This is a genomic window from Alkalihalophilus lindianensis (assembly GCF_032843265.1).
Lineage (GTDB): Bacteria > Bacillota > Bacilli > Bacillales > Bacillaceae_D > Alkalihalophilus > Alkalihalophilus lindianensis.
The window spans coordinates 1-244 of record NZ_JAWJBA010000858.1; the positions used below are offsets into that span (position 1 = coordinate 1).

Below are 244 nucleotides of genomic sequence, written 5' to 3' on the forward strand. Positions count from 1 at the left end.
GACCAAACAAAGAGACGACCGATGATTCTGCCGATTATTATGGAAGTTAATCAGCGATGAAAAAGGAAAATTCCGAGCATGAAATTGTTTCCCAGGCAAATACTACACAATATCATGCTTGGAAAGGAAGTATCGGAATGGATCATGATTTACAAAAAAGGGCAACCGACAATCAAGAAGGCGGGGAGCCTCAAAAAGAGGAAAATCCTTCTTCTGCTTTAATAGATAAAATCCAGCAGCTTGG

At 40.2% G+C, this 244-nt stretch carries 1 pseudogene; it reads left to right on the top strand.

Annotated features, from left to right (window positions below):
- Positions 1-56: 56 nt before the first annotated feature.
- A pseudogene (locus RYX56_RS24570) lies at positions 57-244 on the top strand (hypothetical protein); the annotation flags it as partial.